The sequence below is a fragment of the Pseudoalteromonas sp. S3776 genome (genome assembly GCF_005886915.1).
Lineage (GTDB): Bacteria > Pseudomonadota > Gammaproteobacteria > Enterobacterales > Alteromonadaceae > Pseudoalteromonas.
The window spans coordinates 76,676-91,978 of the sequence record NZ_PNCU01000008.1 but is presented as its reverse complement, the minus strand read 5'-3'; the positions used below and the strand labels follow the sequence as shown (position 1 = coordinate 91,978).

Genomic DNA, 15,303 nt, shown 5'->3' with positions numbered 1-15,303 from the left:
AGCAGTATGGAAACTTTAAACACATGTTCAAATAAGCCTTTGCTTAAACAAACTACTTGCGCTTATTGCGGTGTAGGGTGTGGGGTTGATATTTCATTATTAGATAATACACCAACAAAACTTGAAGGCACCCGCGAACACCCCGCTAATTTTGGCCGCTTGTGTGTTAAAGGCACGCATTTGTTAGATACAACCGGCACCGACAACAGATTAACATCGCCCCTTATTGATAACGAACCGTTCAGCTGGGATGCTGCAACCAAATATGTGGCTAACAGGTTTAACGCCATTATTAAAGAGCACGGGCCAGATTCGGTCGCGTTTTATGTTTCTGGGCAGTTACTCACTGAAGATTACTACGTTGCCAATAAATTAATGAAAGGCTATATAGGCTCAGGCAATATAGATACAAACTCAAGGCTGTGTATGTCATCGGCGGTTGCAGGTTATAAGCGTGCGTTTGGTGAGGACGTAGTGCCATGTACCTACGAAGATTTAGAGCAAACGGAGCTACTTATTTTAATTGGCTCGAATGCCGCGTGGACGCATCCGGTGCTTTATCAGCGTATGGAGCGCGCAAAAAAGCTTAATCCAAACATGAAAGTAGTAGTTATCGACCCACGTAAAACCGATACAGCCGAACTTGCCGATACCTTTTTAAATATAAAACCAGGCAGCGACGGGGCACTTTATAACGGTTTACTTAATTATTTAATTGAACATGACTACTTAGATACGCAGTTTATTAACGAGCATACAAACGGTTTTGAAACCGCGCTTGCAGAGGCAAAAAAGTGGAATGTTAAAGCGGTAAGCGACTTTTGTGATATAGACGCACAGCAAGTGAAAGACTTTTACGCCTTATTTGCAAAAAGTCCAACCGCCATTAGTTTTTATTCGATGGGTATTAATCAATCAAGCTCAGGGGTTGATAAGTGTAACGCTATTATAAATGCGCATTTAGCGTCGGGCAAACTGTTAAAACCGGGCTGTGGCCCGTTTTCAATAACTGGGCAACCTAATGCAATGGGTGGGCGCGAAGTCGGTGGCTTGGCTAATCAATTAGCGGCTCACTTAGATATAGAAAATGAAGAGCATCAGTCCCTTGTACAGCGTTATTGGCTTTCACCAAAAATAGCTAAAAAGGCAGGCTGCAATGCGATTGATATGTTTGATGAAATAGCCAAAGGGAAAATAAAAGCTATTTGGGTAATGGCCACCAACCCAATGGTGAGCTTACCTAATAACGCAGCAATACAACATGCACTTGAGCAATGTGAGCTGGTGGTTGTGTCTGACTGTATTGCCAAAAGCGATACCCTAAAATTTGCTAATGTGGCGTTTCCATCTACCGGATGGGGTGAAAAAAACGGCACAGTAACTAACTCAGAACGCAGAATATCAAGGCAGCGGCCGTTAGTTGAGCCATTTTCGGGGGCTAAAAATGACTGGCAAATAATATGCTCAGTTGCTCAAAAAATGGGTTTTGAAGGGTTTGACTTTACAGACCCAAGCGGCATTTTTGATGAATGGGCTCAGCTAACTGATTTTGAAAATAACGGCAGCAGAGCGCTTAATTTATCAGGTTTAGTAGGGCTTACGCAGCAGCAATACGATAATTTAAAACCGGTTATGTGGCCGGTACTAAAAAATGAGCCTTATAAAAATGGGCAGGTGTTTGCTAATAAACAATTTAGCACCGCAGATAAAAAAGCCCGCTTTATACCTATAACGCCTAAACTTCCTGTGCAGCAAACATCAAGTGATTACCCTTTTGTAATGAACTCAGGGCGAATACGCGACCAGTGGCATACAATGAGCCGCACCGGAAAAAGTACTGCGCTTTCAACACATATTACACGCCCGTATATTGAAATAAACCCCATTGATGCCAGCGGATTAAACATAAAGGCAAACGATTTAATAACGGCCAATGCTAAAGCGGGGCAGGTTACAGCGCATGCAAAAGTGACCGATGCCGTGCGCAAAGGCGAGTGTTTTATGCCTATTCACTGGAACAAGCAATTTGCCTCATCCGCTACGGTAAGTGGGCTTTATCAATCGGTTGTTGATCCGATTTCGGGCCAAGCTGAATGTAAGCATGGTGCCGTTGATTTAGTCAAAGCGCAGTTTGCTCAGTACATGCAATTTTTTAGCAAAACCGAGCTTAAAATAAACAGTGATTTTTGGCTTAAAGTTAACGCAAGCAATTGTGTTAATTACCAGTTAGCGCTTAATGAGGCACAAAATGACTTACTTTATTACTGCCAAACATTAACTGGGTTACAAGGGCACTGGTCGGCAATGAGCACGGCAAAAGCCATGCATGTTCAATGTATTCAAAATGAGCAGTTAGTGTTTGTTGCGGTTATTTCGTCAGATCAAAAAGACATATCACTTGAGTGGATAAATCATTTATTTGCAGAGCCTTTAATAACCTTTAGCCAATTACAGTCATTGCTGTATGCAACCCCCGATGAAGAGTTTACCCAAGGCGCGCAGGTGTGCAGTTGCTTTAAAGTACGTGAGCAACCCATTATAAGTGCCATTAAAAGTGGTGCAAATACAGTGGAACAATTGGGGTCTAAACTAAAATGCGGCACAAACTGTGGCTCGTGTAAAACGCAGTTAAGCCAACTAATTAAGCAACATACTACGCAAAGCGCTCAAAGTATTGATGTTGCAGTTGAAATGTAAATAAACAAGGAAGCATATGCTTAATGATCAATTTGGTCGGCAGTTTAACTATTTGCGCCTCTCTATTACCGATGTGTGTAACTTTAGTTGCACCTATTGTTTACCAAACGGGTATCAGTGCGATACTCCGCGTAACTTTTTAAATAAAAATGAAATAAACACCTTAGTAAATGCATTTGCGCAATTAGGCACTAAAAAAGTGCGTATTACAGGCGGCGAGCCGTGTTTACGCAGTGATGTAACCGACATAATAAAGCAATGTAAACACACGCCAGGTATAGAAAAAGTAGCCATAACAACGAATGGTTTTAACTTATTTAATAAAATTGATGAGTTATACAGCGCTGGCTTAGATGCGCTTAATATTAGTATTGATAGCTTAAACCCGAGCATGTTTAAATTAATTACAGGGCACGATAAGCTAACCCATATTTTAAAAGGGATAGACCGAGCAATTGAGCTGGGCATAAAAGATATAAAAATAAATGCCGTGCTGGCTAAGCAGTTTAATAAAAACCAATTAAAGGATTTTTTAGACTGGGTGAAATATAAAAAAGTAACGGTACGCTTTATCGAACTAATGGAAACAGGCAATGGCGCCACCTTTTTTGAACAAAATCATTTAAGCGGGCAAAGTGTTAAAACACAGCTTTTAGCACAAGGCTGGTTACAGGTAGTGAGAGGTAAATTAAACGGCCCCGCAGAGGAGTTTTGTCACCCTGAATTTGAGGGCCGCATTGGGTTAATTATGCCCTACAGCAAAGATTTTTGTAAAAGCTGTAACCGATTAAGAGTATCGTCATTAGGTAAACTGCATTTATGTTTATTTGCCGAGCAAGGGATAGACTTACGCCCGCATTTAAATGCGCAAGATACGCCAGCTACTGTAAACGCAATACAAGCTGCCATGGGCAATAAAACCATTAGCCATGAGCTTGATAAGCGCATAACGGGCGCCACAACCCATTTAGCTATGTTAGGCGGCTAAAATGAGCAATAAAGCCGTGTTTACCGGGGTTGTACTCGCGGGTGGGCAATCATCAAGAATGGGCAGCGATAAAGCCAACCTCATTTTAAATAATAAAACGTTACTGCAAAATGCATGTGAGTTACTAAAAGCTGCAGGAGCAAGTAATGTACTTATAAGTCGTAATGTACAAAGTGCTAATGCGCAATACATACCCGACATATACCCAGATTCTGGCCCGCTTGGAGGGATTTATTCAACCTTAATGGCAACAGAGCAAGATATACTTGTAACCGCTGTAGATATGCCGCTGCTTACCTGTAATTTATTATCGCAAATAGTATCTGCAGCAAGTGATAATGCCCCCTTTCAAACAAATCAGCCACAAATACATGCATGGCACTTTGAAAATGAACCGTTACCCCTGTATATTCGTAACACCCAAAGCGTTAAACGTCATTTAAAACAATTACTCATAAACGCAAAGAGTCATAAATCAATTAAACAGTTTACCCGTAGTATTGGTGTGCAAACGCTTAAATGTGATAAAGAATATGCGCTTGTTAATACTAATACACCGGCGCAATTTAAAGCTGTTAATGAGCAATTTGACCAACACAAACCTAATCTATTGAGAAGAACCCTATGAGCCACACAACTGAGTCACAAATCGCATTAAACATTGCCGTAATGACAGTAAGCGATACACGTGATGAAATTACGGATACCTCAGGCCATTATTTAATTAAAGCCCTTACTGAAGCCGGCCATCACTTAGCGGATAAAGACATAGTTAAAGATGATGTTTATCAAATGCGAGCAGTTGCCTCGCAGTGGATTGCCGATGACACCATTCACGCTATTTTAGTCACCGGTGGTACGGGGTTTACCGAGCGCGACTCAACCCCTGAGGCATTTGCACCGCTATTTGATAAAAGCGTAGATGGATTTGGCGAGCTATTTAGACATATTTCGTACGGCGAAATTGGTAACTCAACTATTCAATCGCGTGCACTCGCGGGCCTTGCTAATAATACCGTTATATTTTGTATGCCAGGCTCTACGGGCGCATGTAAAACAGCCTGGACAGGTATTATAAAAGATCAGTTAGACTCAATGCACAAGCCATGTAACTTTGCCCCGCATATTACTATTGGTAAAAAATGCGAATCACGAGAGCAATAAGATGCTGAGCCACGTAGACGAAAATGGCCAAGCAAACATGGTTGATGTATCGCTAAAAGAGGTTACTCTGCGCGATGCATCTGCCGAGGCCTATATTAAAATGAGCAAACAGGCTTTTGAGCAAGTGCTGCTTAATCAAAATAAAAAAGGTGACGTGCTAGGCGTTGCCCGTATTGCAGGTATTCAGGGCGCTAAAAAGTGCGCCGATTTAATTCCGCTTTGTCATCCGCTTGCACTGAGTAAAGTAGCTGTTGATTTTGAGCTTGATGAAGCAAATAGCCAGATTAAAGTCACCAGCTACTGTAAATTGGCGGGCAAAACGGGCGTTGAAATGGAAGCGCTCACCGCTGTATCTGTGGCGACCCTTACACTATTTGATATGTGTAAAGCCGCCGATCCGCTTATGGAAATACACGGTATGCGTGTCACGCAAAAAGCAGGGGGCAAGCATGGCAGCTGGCAGCGAGACTAATTTAAATAATACTAATGCAGCTGCAAGGCAGGTAAAGGTACTATTTTTTGGCCAACTAAAAGAACGCCTAAAATGCGATAAGTTAACCGTTGAGATAGCGCACCCCCTTAGCATTAAAGCGTTTAAACACATGCTGGTTGAGCAAAATCCGCTTTGGCAGGCGTGGCTTGAAGAGCGTGATGTTTTGTGTGCGCTTAATCAAACTATGTCATCAAGCGATGAGCTTGTAAAAGCAGGGGATGAACTTGCTTTTTTCCCACCCGTTACAGGTGGCTAATGAGTATAAGCATTAAAGTACAAACGCACGATTTTTCAGTAGGCGTGCAACATGACGCACTTTGTAGTAATAACAAAAGCGATGGTGCTGTAGTTACTTTCACAGGGCTTGTGCGAGAATTTAGTAGCGGCGATAACGTAATCGCCCTTGAGCTTGAGCACTACCCAGGTATGACTGAGCAACTACTGCAATCAATAGCTGAGCAAGCGCAAACACGCTGGCAACTTGCTCGCATAAGCATTATTCATCGAGTCGGCTATTTAGCGCTTGGGGAGCAAATTGTATTTGTTGGCGTAACCTCCCGCCACCGCCAAGCTGCGTTTGAAGGCGCACAATTTATTATGGATTACTTAAAAAACCACGCCACGTTTTGGAAAAAAGAGCATTTTAAAGATTCATCAAATTGGGTCGAATTTAAACAAAGCGACAAGCAAGCGTTAAAAAAGTGGGAAAAGTAGGTCCGTGTAAGCCTATATATATGCGTTTATAATATTAATGAAAAAACTTATCTCAAAAAGAGAATCGATAGAGTCAGCTTACCTTTGGATTGCGGCTCTACTTATTTTTATAATTATGTTAGAGCTATTAACTGGGTGGTCAATTGGGTCCAAAAGCTCGCCGAGTCAATCTTTAAAGATTAATCCGGAGCAGTTTTGGTTTGAAATAAAACTTCACTGCAGTTTCGTTTCATGGGCAATTTTTAGAGCTTTTATTACATTTCCACTTTTTAGAGCGACATACAATGGCATGCTTCGCTTTAGAGAAAAACACAAAATCATAGCAAATATCCTTTTCTATGTATTTACCCCTATACTCGTGGTGTTCCTTTTTTTAACATTATTATATATTACCGGCTTATAACATTGCTCTACTGTTCATCAAGGATGAAAGATGAAAACTTATACACTCTTTTTATTGGCTATTTTTTTGCAACCGTTCTGTATTTACTTTGCGTTGTACGCAAAAGCCAAATATTCATCAGAAAATAAGCCAATTAACCAACTTGTATTAGGTGTAACACCAAGTCTTGCTTATATATCTACAGAAGACTTCTGGGGTGCCTTTGTTTTGCTTTTTATAGTTACTGCCGGGTCTCTTCTTTTATCGTTATTGCTAAATTTGAGATACGTTATGACAAGAAAAGTAAATACGAGCACTGTCCTTACTTCAATTTTTTCATTTCTTTTGGCAGGTGGGTTCTTTAATTGGTTAATTGGCCACTTAATAGTTGAAAACTGGTATGAAATATATTGGCCCACACTTTATTTTTTAGGGCTACTTTGTTGTGTTTTTGTTATAAAAATTATTGAAAATAAGCGACAAATTAAAGACGGTTTAAGTAATATGCTTGTGCTTGCTTTATGCGTTGCAGCATCAGTTGTTCCTGCATTCGGGGATGCATTTTTATTATGTACCTGTATTAATATATTTTTACTCATTCCAATAGGTGGCGCTATTATAAGCTCAGATGTAGATAAGACGTCTGCAGGTGGTATTGCCTTTTTTTATGGATATGTATTTATTATGAGTATGCCTCTTTCTGGCCTGCTTTATTTAGCGCTTAGTTCTAGTTAATGCCTGTTAAATATAGGTTTTGATAATAGTATAAATTAGCTACAGGCTAACTAACGTAGCTAATCAAAGGTTTAATATGAAAATAATTTCTACCAATATCTCTAAAATAAAAACGGTTGTTCATAATGGCAAAGAAGTTAAAACCGGTATTTTTAAAACGCCAACCAACGAGCCGGTTGTTATTGAAAAGCTAAATATAATAGGTGATGAACAAGGCGATTTAGTTAATCACGGTGGGGTGGATAAAGCGGTTTATGCGTTTTCACATAGTCATTATGCTTACTGGAAACGCACCCTAAAAAATGATGATTTAGCAGTCGGTGCCTTTGGCGAAAACTTTACAATTTCAGATCTTGATGAGCAAAACATTCATATAGGCGATCGTATTCGTGTAGGTACTGCACTGCTTGAGGTAAGCCAGCCGCGTGTGCCTTGCTTTAAACTGGCTATTGCACTTAATAATAAACAAAGCCTAAAACTGTTTACGCAGTATTATCACACGGGTGTTTACTTTAGAGTGCTTGAGCAAGGTATTGCAAAAACGGGCGATGCAGTTACTATTGAATATAAAGCTTCGCATAATATTTCGGTTAAAACGTTGTTTCAGGCGTTTTTTGATAAACAATACCCAGATTATGAAAACGTATTATTAGCAGCACTTGAACTACCCGAACTTGCACTCGAGTGGCAAACTAAAATCAAAAAGAAATTAGGTATTTAAAAGAGCGTTATTAAAGCTGGATTACCCTTAATAAAAGCTCACTTTTAGCCAGTATTATTTAGTTTGTTAAGCAAGCGCTGATATGTATTTGCACACCAATTGGCTTAATGTGTCGTATTGATGGTTGTTGTTTATCGGCTTACTAAAATCACTACTTACTGCCACTGCGCATGCCCCCGCTTCAAACCAATCTGTTAGGTTGTCTAAGTTAATGCCGCCTACGGGCATTAATGGCACATCAGAAAAAGGTCCCGTTAGCGCTTTAAAGTAATTAACCCCCATACTGCCTGCAGGAAAAACCTTAATAATATCGGCGCCATAGTCTATAGCATTGGCGACATCGGTAGGGGTGAGTGCCCCCATTAACACAGGTAAACCATGGCGGTGGGCAAGCTCTACAACGGCTTGATTAGTATTGGGTGTGACTAAAAATTGCGCACCGGCATCAATCGCTTGGTGCGCAAGGGCGGTGTTAATTATTGTGCCAGCGCCAATAAGTGTATTTTTATAAGCAGCACGTGCTTTTGTTATTTCTTGCTCAAAGCCTGGTGTATTTGAGGTGATTTCTAGTGCGTTAATGCCTGCATTAACTAAGCAATTAATTAAGGGGGCTACATCGCTTTGTTGCTTTAAGCGAATAATAGCCACCAATTTATCTTGCCTTATTTTCTTGCTTATTTTTATTCTGTGGGCATTTAAAATTTGGCTCATAATTTTAATTCACTTTATTTTATTAAGAGACTTATCTATCAGCGGTTTTTTAACTATAAAAAAACCGCTGATATCAGCGGTTTATTTTAAGTAATATATTACATTACACGCATACCAGGCTCTGAGCCATCATCTGGGTTAAGAATATAAATTTCTTTACCGCCAGGGCCTGCAGCTAGTACCATGCCCTCAGACATACCAAAACGCATTTTACGTGGCTTAAGGTTTGCAACCATTACAGTAAGTTTGCCTTCGATGTCTTCTGGTGCATAAGCTGATTTAATACCTGCAAACACTTGGCGAGTTTCGCCGCCTAAATCAAGTGTAAGTTTAAGTAGTTTGTCGGCGCCTTCAACGTGCTCTGCTTTGGCAATTTTGGCCACGCGTAAGTCTACTTTTGCAAAGTCATCAAATTCAATTTCATCTGCAATTGGCTCTTTTGCAAGTGGGCTATTAGGGTCAATTGTTACTTTTGATTCTAGGCTTTCTTTTGATTCTTCTACCATTTTGTTCACTTTATCCATTTCTACACGTTGCATTAACGGCTTAAACTTATTAATAGGGTGGTTTACTAGTGCATTTTGAACACCATCCCACGCTAAGTCGTCGTTTAAAAAGGCTTCTACGTTCGCAGCCATACCTGGTAATACAGGTTTTAAATAGGTAATTAAAACACGGAACAAGTTAAGGCCAAGCGAGCACACTTCGTGCGCTTCTTGTTGTTTTGCTTCATCTTTAATAAGTACCCAAGGTGCTGCGGCATCAATAAATTGGTTTGCTTTGTCGGCAAGGGCCATAATTTCACGAATAGCGCGGCTGTATTCACGGTTTTCATAGTGGGCAGTAATGCTTGGTGCCGCAGCTTGAAATTCTTTAAGTAATTCAGGCTGCATGATTGTACTGCTTAATTTACCGTCGAACTTTTTGGTAATAAAGCCCGCACAACGGCTTGCTATGTTTACTACTTTACCTACTAGGTCTGAATTTACACGTTGTGCAAAGTCTTCTAGGTTTAAATCAAGGTCAATAATGCCGCTGTTTAATTTAGCTGCGTAGTAATAACGTAAATATTCTGGGTCTAGGTTATCAAGGTAAGTACGTGCTTTTATAAACGTACCCTTAGATTTAGACATTTTTTCGCCGTTTACAGTTACAAAGCCATGTGCAAACACGTTAGTTGGCTTTCTAAAGTTAGCGCCCTCTAGCATGGCTGGCCAAAATAAGCTGTGGAAGTAAATAATGTCTTTACCAATAAAGTGGTACAGCTCAGCATCAGAACCCTCAGCCCAAAACGCATCAAAGTCGAGGCCTTTTTCGTCACACAAGTTTTTAAAGCTGGCCATGTAGCCAATAGGCGCATCTAACCACACGTAAAAATATTTACCAGGTGCGTTTGGAATTTCAAAACCAAAGTAAGGTGCATCGCGGCTGATATCCCACTGTTGCAGGCCATCGGTAAACCACTCATCTAGTTTGTTAGCCATTTCTTGCTGAATAGTACCAGAGTGTAACCACTCTTTTAGCATGCCTTCAAACGCTGGCAGGTCAAAAAAGTAGTGCTCTGAATCTTTTAAAATAGGTTCAGCACCTGACATTACCGAGCGCGGGTTTATTAATTCGGTAGGACTATAAGTTGCGCCACACGAGTCACAGCTATCGCCATTTTGGTTTTCAGACTTACACGTAGGGCAAGTACCTGTTACAAAGCGATCGGGTAAAAATATGCCTTTTTCAGGGTCGAATAACTGTGAAATGGTGTGCTTTTTAATATGACCAGCATCGTTTAGGCGGTTATAAATAAGCTCACTCAATTCTTTATTTTCTGAGCTGTGGGTGCTGTGGTAATTATCAAACTTAATGTTAAAGTCGGCAAAGTCGCGCTGGCGTTCAATGCTTACATTTTTAACCATTTCTTCAGGCGTGATCCCTTGCTTTTGCGCATTTAGCATAATTGGCGTGCCGTGAGCATCGTCGGCGCAAACATAATACGCTTCATGGCCTTGTAGTTTTTGAAAACGTGACCAAATATCAGTTTGAATATATTCCAATAAATGGCCTAAGTGAGTAGGGCCATTTGCATAAGGTAATGCGCTGGTAATGAGGATCTTTCGCTGCGTCATAATCATTCCGAATTGAGGATAAATCACCCTTTTTACTACAAAAAAAGCGATTATCATTAATTTATCAATAAGCTTTGGACTAATAGGTCGCTTAGCTTATGGATTTTTGTTAATTGACTGGTGTTAATGCCCTGAATGTTACATAATTCTGTGGCACTTTTCATCAAAGAAACGCTATTTAATTGCTATGTTTGGACTGTCGAAACTATTCTCCTCTAAATCGGTTCAAAAACAACCGATTATTACCGCTTTAGCGGCGTATCGTAGCGCGGCGTTTGCCGTGGGTATTGATGAAAGCTTTATCGATAGCATTTCACAAAATGACGATAAATCAATACGTATAAAACTGATACTGCCTTTTGCAGCGCAATCAGAAATGCCGCTTGTTGAGCAGCATGTAAGTGAAAGTATAAAAACATCAGTAACCATAAATTCTTCGGTTATCATAAATGAACCTGCAAAATTTAAAGCCATTAAACATATTGTGCTGGTTGCCTCGGGTAAAGGCGGTGTGGGTAAATCAACTACCGCGGTAAATTTAGCGGGTGCGCTAAAAAATGAAGGCGCTAAAGTAGGGATTTTAGATGCCGATATTTATGGACCATCTATTCCTATGTTATTGGGGCTTGTAGGCGCAGAGCCACAAACCAAAGATAACAAACTACTACAGCCATTTGATGCTAACGGCATTAAAGCGCAATCAATCGGCTTTTTAGTGCCAAGTGATGACGCAACAGTGTGGCGAGGCCCCATGGCATCTGGAGCGCTTAACCAATTGTTAAACGAAACAGATTGGGGTGAACTTGATTATCTGATTGTTGATATGCCGCCAGGTACCGGTGATATACAGCTAACTATGAGCCAAAAAGTACCAGCCAGTGGTACGGTTATTGTGACTACGCCACAAGACTTAGCTTTAGCCGATGCTCAAAAGGGCATTGCTATGTTTAATAAAGTAAACGTACCGGTGCTTGGTTTAATTGAAAATATGAGCCATTACATTTGTACTCATTGTGGTGAAGCAAACCATGTGTTTGGTAAAGATGGCGCAGAAAAACTAGCCCATAAACACGGCGTACCGGTGTTAAGCCATATTCCACTTGCTATAGATATTCGTGAATATTCAGAGCAGGGTAAACTTATTGCCAGCGATACCAGCGCAGATATTAGCGACACATACAGTGCTGCGGCAAGACTGATTGCCAGCACGCTTTTTTATCAGCAACACCAAAGCAGTGTTGAAATTGTGATTACAGAAGATTAAAAATGAGACTTTCAGACACACATATAAAAGAATACCTAAATGACGGCCGTATTGTTATTGAGCCTGCGCCAACGAGCGAGATGATTTCGGGCGTAACAGCAGACTTGCGCCTAGGGAATAAATTTAGAACTTTTAACGCACACAATGCAGCGTACGTAGATTTAAGTGGCCCTAAAGATCAGCTTAATAAAGCTATGGAATCAATAATGAGTGAAGAGATTGAGCTTGCTGATGGGGAAGCTTTCTTTTTACACCCAGGCGAGCTTGCGCTGGCCATTACTCATGAAAAAGTAACATTACCTGCTGATATAGTCGGCTGGTTAGACGGACGTTCATCGCTTGCCCGCTTAGGTTTAATGGTGCATGTAACAGCACACAGAATCGACCCAGGTTGGAGTGGCAATATTGTTTTAGAATTTTATAACTCAGGTAAGTTACCACTAGCGCTGCGCCCAATGATGAAAATTGGTGCAATGAGTTTTGAAATGCTTTCAGGCCCGTGCGAAAAGCCATACAACATTCGTAAAGATGCAAAATATAAAGATCAAAGCAGTGCGGTAGCAAGCCGCATTAGTGACGATAACTTATAACAATATAAAGTTTTTAAGCGTTTAAATGGCCGTGTTGTTAGCTAGTTTAAACGCTTAATTACTTAACTGAACGAACTAATATTAAATCTGTTTTTTATTTCTGGCTTTATAAACGAGTAAAAGCTCAACTAGAAGAGAGAGTAAAATTACAATAATTACAATACCTTGAATAGTATGTAGTTTTTTAATTCGATCAACACTTTCTTTTTCGTACTGCATAACCACCGCATTAAATGCTTTTAAAAGCGGCTCTTTTGCTAAAGAAAAAAAGCTTTCTTGAGCTGTATCTAAATTAAGTGTTTTTATTTTCAGTACCTCTTCAACTCTATCTGAAAACATCCTTAATTTTTTATCAACATTAATTGGCTCTTTAAAATACATTGCTAATAGCTCGTCTGATAGCGGGCTTTCGTTACCTAATACTTGCGCCCCGTAGTGCTCACTCAATAAGTACTTATGATTATTTTTTTAAGAGTTTAAAGCATTAATGGCCAGTAATTTTGAATCCTGCGAGCCATACATTAAATACTCAAATGTAAACATGCTTACCCGTTGTGAGAGCATTCTTTGTTGGCCACTTACATTAACTATTTTCCCCGTATCGGATTGCGCTTCAATGACTTCTTCAAGCATAAAGTGTATACAAATAGATAAAATCGCTATAACAGTTAAAGTAACAATATAAACAAAAGAGATAGCACTGCGCTTTTTATATGTAGGATCAGTATTTACCATTTAAATGCTATTTATTTAAACTATTTATTCTTTAGGATAGGATAGTTTAAATATAAGATTTTTCACGTAAATAAAATTTACAAGGTAGCTTGTAACTTATTGAAATTTATGAAGTGCATAACCTAGTAGTTCAAAATATTTATTAAGCGCTTCATTTGCTTTATTAACATGCTGAGCACTTGGGTATATTAAATTACTGCTTTTTAAGCCACTGACTAAAAAGCTATTTTGAATAGTGTTGTGGGCATCTATGCAGGCTTCAAAGCAGCGTGCTGCTAACTCCTCAGGCATGCTCATGTAGTTCATGTTGTGGGCTTGGTCGTGTTTAATGCATGTTTGTACAAACTCATTCGCATCTTCTCCATGACAATCTAAAAATACTTCTTTGTAAAAATCGTTTAGCGCTTTATTTAGAGGGTGAGCTAAGTTAGGTGTATTTGAAAGCCATAATTTTGATGCAAATCCAAAGCGAGGTTTAGCTGCAAATAAATGCTCGCTTATGTGGTGGTCAAATGCATGAAACCATTCGTGAGCAAGTGCGCCACCGCCCGCGTTTTTAGCAAGCGCAAGGGTTTGCGAGGCTGCGTTATAATGCGCTTGCACACCTTTTTGTCCACCGTGCCCAAAGGCAAAATTTAGTTTGCCGCGCAGGCCAATGGCTTTGGGCGGTAAATGTAGTATTTGAGCAAGGTCGGCGAGGGCATCGTAAATTAAGTTTGCACTAATAAAACGCTCTTCTTTGGTTACCCATTTACCGATCACCATAGACCTAAAACCAAAGGTATCTCTAATATCGCTAAAGTCGACTTGGTCGTCAAAGCGATAATCGGGGCCTTGGCGTGTAAAGCCTCGTTTTAGTCTGTTTGGGTAACTACGCATTATAATTTAAGTGTGGTTAATTTAAGTAACGGGCTTTTACGTATTCAGGCATGTGTTGGGTTTGTTTTTTTATTAATTCGTCTAATAAATTATAAAGTGGAGCAGGGTCTAGCTGCTCTAATAAAGACAAACTATGTGCAACGGCCTCAAGTGTAGAGAGACTATCAGCTCTAGGGGCTTTTCGAATAGCATAACGGTTTTTCGGCAACTGCTTAAAGCTCACGGTTTTGAACTTACTTAGCAATGGGGTGAGCTGTAAAATTTTATAGGCTTTTTTCCATGTGCCGTCTATCACAATTAAATGAGTGATATTGTTTATCACAGCGCTGCGAGCTTTCTCATCTAAATTTATAGCCTGCTCATTAGGGTAAAGTAAAACTGTTGATTCTAAAGGCAGGCTTTTTAGTATTGCAAAGTCATTATTATTTTCACCTTTGACTATTTCGCAACCAGTAAGGCTTAAATTAACTAATTTTGCAGTGTTTTTAGCTATTTTTTCTTCGCTTGGGTGTTGTAGAATAATAACTCTAACTTTGTTGTTTATACGTGAAACAGCCTTGCATATACAGGTTGAGGGCGTGAACTTACAGCGTTCACAAATTTTGCGACTCATTACTTAAACTTTTTATAGTGAGAGTATTCTGATAATTATACATTTATAAAGCAATAAAGTTGGATTTTTTTACGCATAGATATACAGTAATACTATTAATTATAAAATGACACGGAATGTTAAAAAGGGCTTAAAATATGACAGAAATACAAATAGATGACGCTGCCTTGCAAAGTATGCAGTCGTTACTGGGCGAGCAGTTTAAAGATACACTTGAATTTTGCTGTAGTGAGTTCGAGCGCCTTGCAAATGAAGTAATAGCGACTATTGGTAACGATAAAGAAGCGGCTATACGTCACGCCCATAGTTTAAAATCGAATGCAGCTCAGTTTGGTGCGACGAGTTTATCTGAGGTGGCCCGAGAAGTTGAGCTTAATTTAAATCAAGATAATGTAGAAAAAGCAGTTAACGCATCTACTGATTTGTTAGCTCAAGTAAGTGGTTCACAAGCGCAGTTAAGAGCTTGGCTAGAGGCTAACTAGCATTATCTGCCAGCG

Annotated in this window: 18 protein-coding genes; 12 read left to right on the top strand and 6 right to left on the bottom strand. The window is 39.8% G+C overall.

The genetic code is table 11. The features are described 5' to 3' along the window. Positions 1–6 precede the first annotated feature (6 nt). From CWC16_RS05055 to CWC16_RS05015, 9 genes are all read left to right on the top strand, one after another. Positions 7–2,697, top strand: coding sequence for a nitrate reductase (locus CWC16_RS05055; RefSeq protein WP_138540751.1), 2,691 nt, complete (start codon positions 7–9; stop codon positions 2,695–2,697). Positions 2,698–2,713: 16 nt separating this feature from the next. After that, a complete protein-coding gene (gene moaA / locus CWC16_RS05050) occupies positions 2,714–3,685 on the top strand; it encodes a GTP 3',8-cyclase MoaA (RefSeq protein ID WP_138540750.1) in 972 nt (323 codons plus the stop codon). A gap of 1 nt (position 3,686) precedes the next feature. Next, complete coding sequence (locus CWC16_RS05045; protein WP_138540749.1) at positions 3,687–4,313, top strand: molybdenum cofactor guanylyltransferase; 627 nt, start codon at positions 3,687–3,689, stop codon at positions 4,311–4,313. After that, on the top strand, positions 4,310–4,849 hold the full coding sequence (moaB, locus tag CWC16_RS05040; protein WP_004587753.1) for a molybdenum cofactor biosynthesis protein B: 540 nt from the start codon (positions 4,310–4,312) through the stop codon (positions 4,847–4,849). The genes CWC16_RS05045 and moaB overlap by 4 nt, the downstream gene beginning before the upstream one ends. A gap of 1 nt (position 4,850) precedes the next feature. After that, the gene (moaC, locus tag CWC16_RS05035) at positions 4,851–5,321 is read left to right on the top strand and encodes a cyclic pyranopterin monophosphate synthase MoaC (protein ID WP_004587754.1); all 471 of its coding nucleotides are present in this window, start codon (positions 4,851–4,853) and stop codon (positions 5,319–5,321) included. Beyond that, positions 5,299–5,598 carry a MoaD/ThiS family protein gene (locus CWC16_RS05030; RefSeq protein ID WP_138540748.1) on the top strand — a complete coding sequence of 100 codons (300 nt, stop codon included), beginning with the start codon at positions 5,299–5,301 and terminating at the stop codon, positions 5,596–5,598. The genes moaC and CWC16_RS05030 overlap by 23 nt, the downstream gene beginning before the upstream one ends. Further along, positions 5,598–6,056: a molybdopterin synthase catalytic subunit MoaE gene (moaE, locus tag CWC16_RS05025; protein WP_138540747.1), complete on the top strand. Its 459-nt coding sequence runs from the start codon at positions 5,598–5,600 to the stop codon at positions 6,054–6,056. The genes CWC16_RS05030 and moaE overlap by 1 nt, the downstream gene beginning before the upstream one ends. 433 nt (positions 6,057–6,489) lie before the next feature. Further along, the gene (locus tag CWC16_RS05020; RefSeq protein WP_138540746.1) at positions 6,490–7,173 is read left to right on the top strand and encodes a hypothetical protein; all 684 of its coding nucleotides are present in this window, start codon (positions 6,490–6,492) and stop codon (positions 7,171–7,173) included. Positions 7,174–7,249: 76 nt separating this feature from the next. Next, positions 7,250–7,894 (top strand): MOSC domain-containing protein, encoded by a 645-nt coding sequence (locus CWC16_RS05015; protein ID WP_138540745.1) that lies wholly within the window; start codon positions 7,250–7,252, stop codon positions 7,892–7,894. A gap of 66 nt (positions 7,895–7,960) precedes the next feature. Here CWC16_RS05015 and CWC16_RS05010 read toward each other — a convergent pair whose 3' ends face one another. Beyond that, on the bottom strand, positions 7,961–8,605 hold the full coding sequence (locus CWC16_RS05010; RefSeq protein WP_138540744.1) for a bifunctional 4-hydroxy-2-oxoglutarate aldolase/2-dehydro-3-deoxy-phosphogluconate aldolase: 645 nt from the start codon (positions 8,603–8,605) through the stop codon (positions 7,961–7,963). A gap of 98 nt (positions 8,606–8,703) precedes the next feature. After that, complete coding sequence (gene metG, locus CWC16_RS05005) at positions 8,704–10,725, bottom strand: methionine--tRNA ligase (RefSeq protein WP_138540743.1); 2,022 nt, start codon at positions 10,723–10,725, stop codon at positions 8,704–8,706. Positions 10,726–10,912: 187 nt separating this feature from the next. Here metG and apbC point away from each other — a divergent pair, with 187 nt between their 5' ends. Continuing rightward, positions 10,913–11,989: an iron-sulfur cluster carrier protein ApbC gene (apbC, locus tag CWC16_RS05000; RefSeq protein ID WP_138540742.1), complete on the top strand. Its 1,077-nt coding sequence runs from the start codon at positions 10,913–10,915 to the stop codon at positions 11,987–11,989. A 2-nt stretch (positions 11,990–11,991) separates the two neighbouring features. Further along, positions 11,992–12,579 (top strand): dCTP deaminase, encoded by a 588-nt coding sequence (gene dcd, locus CWC16_RS04995; RefSeq protein ID WP_055015027.1) that lies wholly within the window; start codon positions 11,992–11,994, stop codon positions 12,577–12,579. Between the two features lie 81 nt (positions 12,580–12,660). Here the strand turns inward: dcd and CWC16_RS04990 are convergent, their stop codons facing one another. From CWC16_RS04990 to CWC16_RS04975, 4 genes are all read right to left on the bottom strand, one after another. Then, positions 12,661–13,026: a hypothetical protein gene (locus CWC16_RS04990; protein WP_138540741.1), complete on the bottom strand. Its 366-nt coding sequence runs from the start codon at positions 13,024–13,026 to the stop codon at positions 12,661–12,663. Between the two features lie 21 nt (positions 13,027–13,047). Next, positions 13,048–13,314, bottom strand: a complete 267-nt coding sequence (locus CWC16_RS04985; protein WP_138540740.1) for a type IV pili methyl-accepting chemotaxis transducer N-terminal domain-containing protein — start codon at positions 13,312–13,314, stop codon at positions 13,048–13,050. Between the two features lie 96 nt (positions 13,315–13,410). Continuing rightward, complete coding sequence (locus CWC16_RS04980; RefSeq protein WP_138540739.1) at positions 13,411–14,193, bottom strand: CLCA_X family protein; 783 nt, start codon at positions 14,191–14,193, stop codon at positions 13,411–13,413. A gap of 16 nt (positions 14,194–14,209) precedes the next feature. After that, complete coding sequence (locus CWC16_RS04975; RefSeq protein ID WP_138540738.1) at positions 14,210–14,806, bottom strand: tRNA-uridine aminocarboxypropyltransferase; 597 nt, start codon at positions 14,804–14,806, stop codon at positions 14,210–14,212. A 137-nt stretch (positions 14,807–14,943) separates the two neighbouring features. Between CWC16_RS04975 and CWC16_RS04970 the strand changes: the two genes are divergently transcribed. After that, positions 14,944–15,288 carry an Hpt domain-containing protein gene (locus CWC16_RS04970; protein WP_055015023.1) on the top strand — a complete coding sequence of 115 codons (345 nt, stop codon included), beginning with the start codon at positions 14,944–14,946 and terminating at the stop codon, positions 15,286–15,288. Positions 15,289–15,303 lie beyond the last annotated feature (15 nt).

Coding starts and splice junctions, on each gene's coding strand:
- CWC16_RS05055 (WP_138540751.1), top strand. CDS start 7: ATGGAAACTTTAAACACATGTTCAAATAAGCCTTTGCTTAAACAAACT.
- moaA (WP_138540750.1), top strand. CDS start 2,714: ATGCTTAATGATCAATTTGGTCGGCAGTTTAACTATTTGCGCCTCTCT.
- CWC16_RS05045 (WP_138540749.1), top strand. CDS start 3,687: ATGAGCAATAAAGCCGTGTTTACCGGGGTTGTACTCGCGGGTGGGCAA.
- moaB (WP_004587753.1), top strand. CDS start 4,310: ATGAGCCACACAACTGAGTCACAAATCGCATTAAACATTGCCGTAATG.
- moaC (WP_004587754.1), top strand. CDS start 4,851: ATGCTGAGCCACGTAGACGAAAATGGCCAAGCAAACATGGTTGATGTA.
- CWC16_RS05030 (WP_138540748.1), top strand. CDS start 5,299: ATGGCAGCTGGCAGCGAGACTAATTTAAATAATACTAATGCAGCTGCA.
- moaE (WP_138540747.1), top strand. CDS start 5,598: ATGAGTATAAGCATTAAAGTACAAACGCACGATTTTTCAGTAGGCGTG.
- CWC16_RS05020 (WP_138540746.1), top strand. CDS start 6,490: ATGAAAACTTATACACTCTTTTTATTGGCTATTTTTTTGCAACCGTTC.
- CWC16_RS05015 (WP_138540745.1), top strand. CDS start 7,250: ATGAAAATAATTTCTACCAATATCTCTAAAATAAAAACGGTTGTTCAT.
- CWC16_RS05010 (WP_138540744.1), bottom strand. CDS start 8,605: ATGAGCCAAATTTTAAATGCCCACAGAATAAAAATAAGCAAGAAAATA.
- metG (WP_138540743.1), bottom strand. CDS start 10,725: ATGACGCAGCGAAAGATCCTCATTACCAGCGCATTACCTTATGCAAAT.
- apbC (WP_138540742.1), top strand. CDS start 10,913: ATGTTTGGACTGTCGAAACTATTCTCCTCTAAATCGGTTCAAAAACAA.
- dcd (WP_055015027.1), top strand. CDS start 11,992: ATGAGACTTTCAGACACACATATAAAAGAATACCTAAATGACGGCCGT.
- CWC16_RS04985 (WP_138540740.1), bottom strand. CDS start 13,314: ATGGTAAATACTGATCCTACATATAAAAAGCGCAGTGCTATCTCTTTT.
- CWC16_RS04980 (WP_138540739.1), bottom strand. CDS start 14,193: ATGCGTAGTTACCCAAACAGACTAAAACGAGGCTTTACACGCCAAGGC.
- CWC16_RS04975 (WP_138540738.1), bottom strand. CDS start 14,806: ATGAGTCGCAAAATTTGTGAACGCTGTAAGTTCACGCCCTCAACCTGT.
- CWC16_RS04970 (WP_055015023.1), top strand. CDS start 14,944: ATGACAGAAATACAAATAGATGACGCTGCCTTGCAAAGTATGCAGTCG.